A 13,102-nucleotide genomic window follows, 5' to 3' on the forward strand; every position below is an offset into this window, starting at 1 on the left:
AGGCTGTATTTTTCAAAGAACAGTAAATATGAAAAAAATATATTTTGCATCCCTGTTAGTGGCTATGTTCGCGCTGGACGTTAACGCACAACAGGATCCGCATTATACACAATACATGTATAACATGAATGTGATGAATCCCGCTTATGCCGGTTCGAAAGAAAGCTTATCCGGAGGGATTTTATACCGCCAGCAATGGGTGGATATTGAAGGTGCACCCAAAACGGCTACTTTGTCGCTTCACAGCCCGGTAGGGAAAAATGTAGGGCTGGGGATTTCGGCAGTTTCGGATAAAATCGGCCCGGTTGAAGAGAATAATGTTTATGCGGACTTTTCCTATACGCTAAATTTAGGGGGCGAACATCGTCTGGCTTTAGGATTAAAAGCAGGAGCTACCTTTCAGAAAATCGGGCTGTTTTCCGAAATCGGTAACGGATTTGTACCGCATCCGGGTGATGTGGCTTTTAAAGAAGATACAAACAACACCTATTTTAATGTCGGAACCGGATTTTTCTATTACACGCAAAAATACTATCTGGCCTTTTCCGTTCCGAATCTGTTAAAGAAAACGCATTTGGACGTTACGCAAAACGGACAGGAATATAATTTCGGAAGTGATGTACAACATTATTTCCTGACAGGAGGATATGTATTTAACCTATCGGAAAACACCAAATTTAAACCGTCCTTTATGATGAAATCGGCTTTTAGTGCACCTACTTCATTGGATTTATCAGCGAATGTTATGTTTTTCAACAAATTTGAAATAGGAGCAACATACCGATTGGATGATTCTTTTGGCGGAATGGTTAATTATGCGATCACACCGGGACTTCGTATCGGATATGCATATGATCATATTGTTTCTGATCTGAATGTGACAACACCGGCATCGCACGAATTTATGTTGTTATTTGACCTGAACTTTTCCAAAAAAGTATCGCTGTCACCTCGATATTTCTAATTTCAACCCAACAGTATGAAAAAACAATATATAACATTAGGACTGTTATTGCTCTTAACAACCGGTTACGGACAAGACAAGTTTACGGAAAAGGCCGATAAATTATTTGAAAATTACCAGTACGTAGAAGCTATAGCTGAATACCAGAAACTGGCGGAAGGTAAAAATGCGAATGCTTATGTATATACGCAATTGGCCGACAGTTACTATAATGTGTTTAATATGGCAGAAGCAGCAAAATGGTATGCCAAAGCAACACAAACTAAAACGAGTGCTGAAACCTATTATCGTTATGCTCAGACATTAAAAGCGATGGGGAAATATCAGGAAGCCAATAAGCAAATGGATACTTTCGCGTCTTTAACGCCAAACGATCCGCGGGCTAAGGAACACAAAGCCAATCCGAATTATATTCCAAGTCTGACAAACCGTTCTAAAATGTTTGATGTGGCAACAACCAATATCAACAGTAAAGAGCAGAGCGACTTCGGAGCTGTACTGACAAATGATAATACGCTGTATTTTGTGAGTACACGAAACACGTCAAAAAGAACGGATAAATGGGCAAATCAGCCGTATCTGGATATCTTTGAGGCCACCCGAAACAGCGACGGTACTTTTTCGGAACCTAAACCGGTAAGCGAATTAAATACTGCTTTCCATGACGGACCGGTAACAATTAGCAGCGACGGAAATACCATGTATTTTGCAAGAGACGGACATAGCGCCGGACAATACGAACGCAATAAAAACAATGTAAAAGTTGGCCAGCAGGGAATTTACAAAGCCACAAAAACGGATGGAAAATGGTCGCAAATCGAAGCATTGCCATTTAACAGTACAACCTATTCGGTAACCAATCCAAGTTTGAGTAAAGACGGAAAAACACTCTATTTCGCATCCAATATGCCGGGTGGAATAGGAGAGTCCGACATCTGGAAAGTGAGTGTTACCGCTAGCGGATACGGAAAGCCGGAAAATCTCGGTCCTGCTGTCAATACGCCCGGAAAAGAGAATTTCCCGTTTATTGCTGAGGAAGATATTTTGTATTATGCTTCTTCCGGAAAACAAGGATTCGGTGGATTGGATATCTTTAAAGTGGATTTAAAATCGACAGAACCGGCTCAAAACTTAGGAAAACCGGTCAATACGGAAAAAGACGATTTTTCCTTTAGTTTTAATAAAAGTCAGAATATCGGTTTTTTTGCTTCCAACAGAAATGGGATGGATGCTATTTATACCGCAACTCCGATTTGTTCCGCTGAAGCAATTGCCGTCGTAACGAATAAAAAAACAGGTACGCTATTAGCCAATGCTTCGGTAGCGATTCTGGATGCAAAAGGAAATACAATTGCAACAAAACAAACCGGTTCCGAAGGTAAAGTACGCTATGAAACGGATTGTGAAACGGCTTATACATTTCAGGTAACTGCTCCGGATTTTGAAACCGCCTCATTTCCGGTACAAAAAGTAAAATCAGGAGAAGTAATTGTTGAAGCGCCATTAACGCCAGTTGAAGTGATCATTACCGATAAAGAAGTATTGTTAAATCCGGTATTTTTTGATTTCGATAAAAGCAATATTACAGAACAGGGAGCAAATGAACTAAACAAATTGGTTACGGTTATGAAAAACCACCCGACAATGGTGATTTTAGTAAAATCCCACACCGATTCCAAAGGTAGCGCAGCTTATAACCTTAGATTATCGGAACAAAGAGCACAATCAACAGTACAGTATCTGATTTCTAAAGGAGTTGAAAAAGAACGTATTTCCGGTAAGGGACTCGGAAATACCGAACCTAAAATCAACTGTACTAATTGTACGGAAGAGCAACAGGCACAAAACAGACGCTCTGAATTTATAATCATTAAAAAATAGATCTGAATTGGCTCCCTACGGAAATTGATATCATAAATAGTCTCATGGTTTTTTGGAAGTTAACAAACGATATAATATGATTTTCAAGGGAGCTGTCACGATCGACTTATACAATAGCTAATCTCATCTTTTTGGGGTTAGCTATTCCTCATCAATAAAATACTGATAAATGAAGAAGCTATTATTTGTATTATTAACCTACGTATTTTACGGCTCATTACAGGCGCAGAACCAACCCAACGATTGTGTCAATGCGATCAATGTTTGCGGAAACGGAACATTCAGTTCAAACGCTAGTGGCATTGGGGCTATTCAGGAAGTCTCCGGATGTGGTGGTGCCGAACATAATTCGATCTGGTTAAAAATTAATGTGATTCAATCCGGAACGTTAGGATTTAATATCATTCCGCACGATTCGAATATTACGGTAGACTACGATTTTTGGGTGTACGGTCCTAACAGGACCTGTTCCGCTTTAGGAAGCCCGATTCGTTGTGCCACCACAAACCCACAATTAGCCGGTCAGTTAAATAATCATACCGGAATGAACGGCAGTACAACATTAACACAAACCGGTCCCGGTGCCAATGGGAACAGTTATGTGAGATGGTTAACCGTCACGGCTGGTCAGTCGTACTATATCGCAATTGACAGACCGGTTGGAGACGGTGGATTTGATCTGGAATGGATCGGTACAGCAACAGATAACGGAGGTGCTTTTGCTCCGCCGCCGACTGCGAATCCGGTTCCCGATTATAAAACGTGTAGTAATACACCGAATATCGGACTATTTGACCTGAATTCAATCAGAAGTCAGATCAATGCAGATCTGACCAATAATACAGTGTCCTTTTATGGTACATTGGCTAATGCTAATGACGGAATAGCACCGCTACCGGGTATTATCGCGAATACGACAAATCCGCAAACGATATATGCGACAGTAAAGAATAACACGACCGGATGTTATACTATTACACAGTTTAACCTTATGGTATATCCCGTTCCAACGGCTTCGCTAACGGCGGCTGCTTCGGTAATCTGCTCCGGTGATGCCGCAGCGATTACGTTTACCGGAACACCGGATGCCACTGTAGAATACAATGTAAACGGAGGACCAACACTAACCGGTCTTTTGAATGGATCGGGAACACTTACGATTACGAATAACCTGACAGCTGCAACTACTTATACTTTAACATCGGTAAAAATACTGGATAACAATGGTGTGATGCTTTGCTCGCAACCCTTAAATACTTCAGTAACAATAACGGTTAATCCTTTACCAACGGCAACGATATCCGGAACAACTACAATTTGCTCCGGTGATACGGCTTCGGTTACTTTTAACGGAACGCCAAACAGCACGGTTACTTATACTTTTAATAACGGGACGAACCAACTGCTATTACTGGATGCAGCGGGAACAGCAACTGTTTCAGCGGGAACAGCGGGTATTTACGAATTAGTTCGGGTAACAACTTCCGGATTACCGGCTTGTTCACAAGAGCTTACCGGTTCTGTTACGATTACGGTTAACCCGTTACCAACGGCAAGTATTACAGGAACGACCTCAACTTGTTCAAACACAACAGGAATTTTAACGATAAATGGTACGCCAAATGCCACAGTAACTTATTCGGCTAACGGACAACCTGATGAAACAATTACGCTCGATGCTGCCGGAACCGCAACTATCACGACTCCGGTTTTAACCACTTCCGTAACCTATACTTTAATCAGTGTAACTTCGGCAGATACACCGGCTTGTAGTCAACCTTTGGCAACCAGTCATACTATAACAGTAATTACGGCTCCCACTATTACAACGCCTACATCTTTTCAGATGTGTGATACCGGAAATGGTTTAGCTGTTTTTGATTTAACAACCAAAATCAATGAAATTACAGGCGGAAATACGGGACTAACAGTGACTTTCCATGAGTCGCAGGCGGAAGCTGATTCCGGAAGTAATCCAAAGGGACCTTTATACACGAATAACACTCCGAATACGCAGACATTATATATTCGGGTAGTGAATTCAGCAAACAATCAATGTCCGTCATTTACCACGTTAACATTAAATGTAGCACCTGTTCCACAGATTAACCCGAATGTTACTCCTTTTATAGTATGTGAAACAAGTGTTCCGGGTGACGGAACAGAATTATTTGATTTGACGATTAAAGACGCAGAATTACTCAACGGACAAACCGGCGTAATAGTACGTTATTTTGTAAGTGAATCAAATGCGCTTTCCGGTTCAAGTCCGATTATCCCGGTTACAGCTTATCCGAATATGAGCAATCCGCAAACAATCTGGTATCAACTGAGTAATGGTATCGGTTGTAAAGCTGTAGGATCCTTTCAATTGATTGTAAATCCGAAACCGGTAATTGTTCCGTTAAATCCAATGAATGCCTGTAGTAACGGTTCGAACACTACGGCTGAATTTAATTTGTCACTAAACAATACTTTAGTAACCGGTGGCGTAACGGGAATGGAAGTAAGTTATCATTTAACGCAAGCTGATGCCGATTCAGGTCTAAGTCCGTTGCCGGCGTTGTATACATCCGGTCCGACGACAATCTATGTTCGTGTAAAAAATCCGGCTACAGGATGTTATGCTACGACAACTTTGGATTTGAATATTACACAAGGACCGGTTGCTATTACACCACAACCGATAAAATACTGTGATCCGAGTGATAATGGTGTCGGAACCTTTGATCTTAATGCTGTAATACCGGAAATTACAGGTGGAACCTTACCACCGGGTGTAACGGTTACGTTCCATGAAACGATAGAAGATGCCCAATTGGGATTAAACGCATTATCAAGTCCTTATAGTAATATTCAGCCCTGGGGACAGACAATTTACGTCAGAGTACGATATGCTTTGACGGATTGCGCTAATATTGTAATGTTACAACTAATTGTGAATCGAACACCGAGAGCGACTGCACCAACACCGTTGATGGTTTGTGATGATGCCGTAGCCGATGGTATTACCGTATTTGACCTTAGTGTAAAAAATAATGAGATATTAGGAGCTTTAAATGCTACCGATCATACTATTAGTTATTATGAAAGCTTTGCGAATGCACAAACGGCAACTGACCCGATAGGTACTATATTTAGTTATACAAATCTGACGAATCCGCAAATCATTTATGTTAGAATTGAAAATAACGTAACCGGGTGTTTTGATATTGAGGAATTAAAATTAATCGTAAACCCATTACCATCAGTTCCAATGCCGGTACCGGCTTATACTTTGTGTGATTACACAGGTCAGCCGTTATACGAGCAGTTCGATTTATCGACTAAGATTCCTGAGATCATCGGAACGGCTACAGGATTAGAAGTTAAGTTCTATAAAACAGAGGCGCAAGCTCATGCTAATGTAGTAGGTACGGAATTACCGACATTATATGTGAATGAGATTGCAACGGTACAAACGATTTTTGTACGTGTGACTAACAGTGCTACGGGTTGTTACTCCGTAACGGCTATGGATTTACGAGTAGAGCCATTACCGGTATTGATCATGCCAACAACACCGGTTACGGTTTGTGATGGAACTAACAATGACGGAATCGGAAGTTTTGACTTGAATGATTTAGTGACTGATATGTTAAGTGGTGAGACCAATGTAACGGTAAGTTTCCACGAAACACAACAAAATGCTCAAAACGGCTTGTTCCCAATCACGATCATGCCATATGAGAACATCAACCCTTGGAATCAGACTTTATGGGTATTGGCAACTAATAACGTAACGGGATGTAAGAGTGTTTACTCGTTCCAGTTACGAGTTGAACCGGCGCCAATTATGCCAACGTTATTGGATTTAGATGAGTGTGATACGGATTCTAATCCGCATGACAACCAGACGACGTTTGATTTAACGGTACACACGGCTACAATTTTAGCAGCTCAAACAGGTGCAGCTACAGATTATGAAGTGAACTATTATATTTCGCAGACCAATGCAGAGAACGGAACTCCGTTTATAGTATCAAACGGAAACTTTATCGGCACCAACGGTCAGACGATCTGGGTTCGTGTAACGCATAAAGCTACGGGATGTTATACTATCGGCAGCTTTAAGCTGATTGTAAACAGTCCGCTACAATTAACGCAACCGGATGAGATCACTTTATGTGATGACGCATTACCGAATGATCAACGTCAGATATTTGATTTAACGATTCGTGAGGCACAGATCACCGGAGGCGCAACAGGTTATACGTTCAAATATTACAGCAATACAGCTTTACCGCCAAACCCTGGAACGTTGATCACCAATCCAACAGCTTTCCCTAATACAGCTACAGTACAAACTTTGTTAGTAGAAGTGATAAGCGGAGCAGGATGTAGCAGCTATGTTACCTTAACAATCCGAGTTACCCCATTACCGGAACCGAAATTTGATCCGGCACCACTAGTATTGTGTGATGATGATTATCCTGGCGATGGCATTACGTTTTTTGATGTAACGGTAAATGCGAACTATATCCGTAATAATGCGAACTATGTTCTAACGTACCATGCAAGTCAGACCGATGCATTAGCCGGAATCAATGCTATTGCAACGCCAACGAACTGGCAGAATGTTGATGGAAACGGAAACGCACTAACCAGTGTTTGGATCCGGGTGACTACAGCCCCGGCTAATAACCGTGACCGTTGTTCATTAGTAGTAGAACAGCCATTGATTGTGAATCCAAGACCGGCGGCAGGTCCTGTAACGGATTACCATATGTGTCAGATTCCATTCACGGGAAGTGGAGTATTTGATTTAAGTACGAAAACCCCGGAAGCTTTAGCAGGTCAAGGTCCTGCAGGTTATACGGTAACGTACCATGCAACTCAGGCGGATGCTGATAGTGGAGCGGCGCCATTGGCAACGAACCACCCAAGTACGGTAAACGGTGAGACGATTTATGTACGTGTAGTGAATACGGCTACAGGTTGTTATAACACGACCAGCTTCCGGTTATTTGTGGAAAGAGGATCAGAAGCAACCGATATCCCGGATATTACCCGATGTGATGATTTGAATGACGGAACAGAAACTTTCGATTTAAGCAGTTTAGATGCTACGATCTTAGGTCCAGTACAAGCAGCGGATCCGAACTTTAGTGTAAAATATTATGCATCAGATGCTGATTTAGCCAATGACACACCAATTGGAACACCAGGTGCTTATACGATTACGGATTACCTGACGCATGAGATCATTGCAGTAGTTAAAAATACGTACAGTGCATACGGATGTCCTGCAGAAATACGTTTTAATATTACCGTATTCCGATTACCGGAGCCAACACCAAATGCAGGATTTGTATGTGTTGATCAGGAGACAGGAAACGTTCTGAATACCCATATTATTGACAGTGGATTAGATGCAGCAACACATACATTCCAATGGTATGAGGATGATGCAAGTGGAGCGCCACAACCGATAGCGGGAGCAACAGGTTCAACGTATGAAGTAAACCATGCGGGCACTTATTCGGTAATTGCAACCAGTACAGTAACCGGTTGTGTATCGTTACCGGCAGAAGTAGTAATCACCCAATCCGAACCGGCCGAGGTAACGTATACGGTATCGAATGCGTTTACTGATAATCAGGTGATTACGGTTCAGGCAATCGGAATCGGAGAGTACATGTATCAGTTAGACGAAGGCGATATCCAGTCTAGCCCGGTGTTTACTAATGTAAGTTCAGGAACACATACGATCACGGTTTACGATATGAAAGGTTGTGCAGCCACAATCGTAAGAAATGTAACAGTGATCAACTATCCGCATTATTTCACACCAAACGGTGATAATTACCATGATTTCTGGAATATTGGTGATTTAGAAAACGATGTCAATGCAAAAATTTATATATTTGACCGTTACGGCAAACTATTGAAACAGATCAAGCCATCACGAGTAAGCGGATGGGATGGAACATTAAACGGACAACCGTTACCATCAACAGATTACTGGTTCACAGTGAACTATACGGAGAATGGAGAAGTGAAAGAGTTTAAAGCACACTTCTCGTTAAAACGATAAAACGCTAACCGGACAGGTTTTAGAAACCTGTCCGGTTAAAAAAACAAAAAAGAGCTGTCAATGACAGCCTTTTTTTGTTTTATACAGCAGTAATCTTTTTTATTCCTTTATAATCAGGTTACCCAAATCGGATAAGGTGTAAAACTTCATATTGTTCTGTTTTATGTATTTACAGACAAACTCTAGCGTTTCAATTTTTATTTGATAATTATCCGTTAACTCCTTAACCGGTTTATGGCCGCACAAAATAAGTATCTTATTTTTTTCCTTGGCATAATCTAATAACTCTAAAAGGTAAGGTATGCTAAAATGAACATGGTTATTATCGATATCAAAGGCATACATATATTTTGTATCTCTAAAATAACAACCTTCTTTTTCCGGAACATCTCCACAAAATGCCCTTCCTCTGATAATATTAAATTTTGGAGCCAAAGTCTCATCGAGTTCCTCAGATCTTTCACCGTAGGGATAGGCAAATGAGGTTACGTTTAAAGACAACCTTTTCATCGAAGCGAGCATGGGGTCTATCTCTGCTTTTACATAATTGTCGATTCCGTTTGCTGCCACATACTTAACGGCATTAAAATGATGATAGCCATGTCCGGCTATTTCGTGTCCGTTTTTCTGCATCTGAAGAAGTTTGCTTAATTGGGGTGTCCCAATAGAATCAATCCTGCAAGTACAAAAAGTGGCTTTCCAGTCGTATTTTTTTAAAGCCTGATCGGCTTCAAACCATTCATCTACAAAAGCATCGTCAAAAGATAAAACCACACCTGCTTTATAGGGTTTTGCAGATGAGGCAGATTGAGATAATACTTTCTTATTTTCGCATGCGGATAAAATTATCGTGATGATAATCAAGAGGAATTTGTAAATAAACGGCTTCATGAATACTATGATTTACTTTTACTGCTTTAAAAGATTTAATCCTTTTGTACCATTCTGATAAATTCTCCTTTATCGGTAAAAACCAGATCATAAAACAGGTTTTCTTTAACAACCCCAACTTCATACGTAATCATAGATTTTATATTCAAATCGTTATCGGAATACGATTGTATATCCATATCGGTAACCTTAACCGCTTCGGTAACTTTCTTTAACAAATGTGCTTTTTTCAAGTAATTAGTTGCTTTTTGAGGAAGGTGGCTCAAAGCAATACTAGATTCAAATGCTTTCAGGTTACCCAGATTATCAAATACAGCAAGATCATTTCCTTGACTGCCTCTGAATTTGGCTTCATACCTTAGCTGATCATCATTATAGCCTCTATATTCTCTTGTCCAGGAAGCTTTAACATTTGGATATCGTTTTTCAAAAGCTGCTTTCACTTCAATAGGCAATACAATTTTATCTTCAGGCTTTTCCTGTCCGAAAGATTTGATATTAAAAGAAACAATCAGAAATAAAATAACAACTCTGAATACTTTATTTGTACTGTTTTTTCTGCAATCTTTTTTTAATAGTCTTTCCATGATACAATTATGGTTTAAATGTGATAGTAATTCTTAAAATTAAGAAATAAATATACTGATTGCAAATGAAGAATAAATGAAGAGTCCTTTAGGGTACAAAGATGTTTTTTAAATTATTTTCTGTCACTTTTGTATTTTGTTTAAAATATAAGCCTAACATATTTTTAAAAAAGAGGGGCTGTCTCATTTTTGAGACAGCCCCTTTATCATGATATATAATCAAGGAAAGATTACACTAATTTCGATAAGATAGTATTCAATGTTTCACTTGGACGCATTGCCTGATCTGTTAACGATTCTGTTGGCTGATAGTAACCACCGATATTTTGTGGTTTACCTTGAGAACCGATCAATTCAGCATCAATTTTAGCTTCGTTTTCACTTAGCTCTTTTGCAATTGGAGCAAATTTAGCCTGAAGTTCTGCATCTTTAGTTTGAGCAGCCAAAGCTTCAGCCCAGTAAAGTGCTAAATAGAAATGGGATCCTCTGTTATCAATCTGACCTACTTTACGGGCAGGAGATTTGTCATTAGCAAGGAATTTTTCAGTAGCCTGATCTAATGTTTCAGCAAGAACCAAAGCTTTATCACTGTTGAAAACATTTCCTAAATGCTCTAATGATACAGCCAAAGCCAGGAATTCTCCCAGTGAATCCCAACGCAAATAACCTTCTTCAAGGAATTGTTCTACGTGTTTAGGAGCAGATCCTCCCGCACCGGTTTCAAACAATCCGCCACCGTTCATTAACGGAACGATAGAAAGCATTTTAGCCGATGTACCTAATTCTAAAATAGGGAATAGGTCGGTTAAGTAATCACGTAATACGTTTCCGGTTACAGAAATCGTATCCAATCCGTTTTTGATTCTTTCTAATGAGAAAAGAGTTGCTTCAACCGGAGAAAGGATTTGAATGTCTAATCCTGTTGTATCGTACTCTTTTAAGTATGTATTTACTTTTTTGATTATTTCTCTGTCATGTGCTCTGTTTTCATCTAACCAGAATACAGCAGGTGTATTACTTGCTTTAGCTCTGTTTACTGCCAATTTAACCCAATCCTGAATCGGAGCGTCTTTGGTTTGACACATTCTGAAAATGTCACCGGTTGCTACGTTTTGTTCCATTAAAACGGTTCCGTTCGTATCAACAACGCGAATAACGCCGTTAGCAGTAGCCTGGAATGTTTTGTCGTGAGAACCGTATTCTTCCGCTTTTTGCGCCATCAATCCTACGTTTGGAACACTTCCCATTGTTTTAGGGTCAAATGCACCGTTCTTTTTACAAAAATCAATTGTAGCAGTATATAATCCGGAATAACATCTGTCCGGGATAAGTGCTTTTGTGTCTTGTTGTTTTCCTTCAGCATTCCACATTTGTCCTGATGTACGGATCATCGCCGGCATCGAAGCATCTACGATTACATCAGAAGGAACGTGAAGATTAGTGATTCCTTTATCTGAATTCACCATTGCCAATGCAGGTCCTTTTTTGTAAGCATCCTGAATAGCAGCTTCTACTTCAGCCTGTTGCGGATGACCGGCAATTTTAGCATATACATCACCTAAACCGTTACGGGTATCGATGTTTAATTCTTTAAATAAAGTCGCATATTTTTCGAATACGTCTTTAAAATAGACTTCAACAATAGCGCCGAAGATGATCGGATCGGAAACCTTCATCATCGTTGCTTTTAAGTGTACGGATAACAATACGTTGTTTGCTCTTGCATCTTCAATTTCTTTGGAAACGTATTCTTTTAAAGCTTGTAAACTTAATACAGAACTGTCGATGATTTCACCTGCTTTTAAAGGTGTACTGGCTTTTAAAACAGTAGTAGAACCGTCATTACCAACGAATTCAATTTTAACATCCGTCGCTTCTGTTACAGTAACCGATTGCTCACTTCCGTAAAAATCACCGTGGTCCATACTGGCAACGTGTGTTTTAGAATCAGAAGTCCAGGCACCCATTGAATGTGGATTTGCTTTTGCGTAGTTTTTCACTGCTTTCGGCGCTCTACGATCAGAGTTTCCTTCTCGTAATACCGGGTTTACAGCAGATCCTAATACTTTAGCATATTTAGCCTTAATGTCTTTTTCAGTATCATTTTTCGGTTCTTCCGGGTAATCCGGAACAGCAAATCCGTGAGATTGTAATTCTTTGATTGCTGCTTTTAATTGCGGAACAGAAGCCGAAATATTCGGTAATTTAATAATATTAGCTTCCGGAGTTGTAGCTAGTTTCCCTAGTTCAGTCAAATCATCGCTGATTCGTTGATCTTCTTTTAAAAATTCCGGGAAGTTTGCTAAAATTCTTCCGGCCAGAGAAATATCTCTGGTCTCTATTTCAATTCCGGATGGAGCTGCAAATGCTTGTACGATTGGAAGTAAAGAATGAGTAGCCAGCATAGGTGCCTCATCGGTAATCGTGTAGATAATCTTTGGTTTTTGTGACATCGTTTGAATGTTTTAAATCGTATCGAAATAATGTTAGTAGTGTCGGGCTTTAAAAAAGCGTAGCAAAGATACGAAAATCAATAGAAAATGCGATTGCAGCAAGCAGGTTAACAGTGGAATTAGGATTTTATTAATTTGAAGTTTAAAAAATGCTAAAATGATAATTTCGACTGGTGAATTTTAGCAAAAAAAAAGGGGCTGTCTCAAAAGGACATCCCCTTTTTTATTGCCGACAATCTTCTGATTTATT

General features: G+C 39.9%; 6 protein-coding genes. 3 read left to right on the forward strand and 3 right to left on the reverse strand.

Features of this window, described 5'->3' with window-relative positions:
• The first annotated feature begins 28 nt into the window (after positions 1 to 28).
• The 3 genes from NOX80_RS11820 to NOX80_RS11830 all read left to right on the forward strand — a co-directional run bounded on the left by NOX80_RS11820 (position 29) and on the right by NOX80_RS11830 (position 8,921).
• Positions 29 to 964, forward strand: a complete 936-nt coding sequence (locus tag NOX80_RS11820; RefSeq protein WP_256549994.1) for a PorP/SprF family type IX secretion system membrane protein — start codon at positions 29 to 31, stop codon at positions 962 to 964.
• A gap of 15 nt (positions 965 to 979) precedes the next feature.
• Positions 980 to 2,845, forward strand: coding sequence for an OmpA family protein (locus NOX80_RS11825; RefSeq protein ID WP_256549995.1), 1,866 nt, complete (start codon positions 980 to 982; stop codon positions 2,843 to 2,845).
• A gap of 169 nt (positions 2,846 to 3,014) precedes the next feature.
• A complete protein-coding gene (locus NOX80_RS11830) occupies positions 3,015 to 8,921 on the forward strand; it encodes a T9SS type B sorting domain-containing protein (RefSeq protein ID WP_256549996.1) in 5,907 nt (1,968 codons plus the stop codon).
• 99 nt (positions 8,922 to 9,020) lie between these two features.
• On the opposite strand, the gene NOX80_RS11835 is transcribed toward NOX80_RS11830, so the two are convergent.
• From NOX80_RS11835 to NOX80_RS11845, 3 genes are all read right to left on the reverse strand, one after another.
• The gene (locus NOX80_RS11835) at positions 9,021 to 9,812 is read right to left on the reverse strand and encodes a polysaccharide deacetylase family protein (RefSeq protein ID WP_256549997.1); all 792 of its coding nucleotides are present in this window, start codon (positions 9,810 to 9,812) and stop codon (positions 9,021 to 9,023) included.
• Between the two features lie 35 nt (positions 9,813 to 9,847).
• Positions 9,848 to 10,399, reverse strand: coding sequence for a hypothetical protein (locus tag NOX80_RS11840; protein WP_256549998.1), 552 nt, complete (start codon positions 10,397 to 10,399; stop codon positions 9,848 to 9,850).
• 230 nt (positions 10,400 to 10,629) lie between these two features.
• A complete protein-coding gene (locus NOX80_RS11845; RefSeq protein ID WP_256549999.1) occupies positions 10,630 to 12,852 on the reverse strand; it encodes an NADP-dependent isocitrate dehydrogenase in 2,223 nt (740 codons plus the stop codon).
• Positions 12,853 to 13,102: the final 250 nt, after the last annotated feature.

This window comes from Flavobacterium cerinum (genome assembly GCF_024496085.1).
GTDB classification, from domain to species: Bacteria; Bacteroidota; Bacteroidia; order Flavobacteriales; family Flavobacteriaceae; genus Flavobacterium; species Flavobacterium cerinum_A.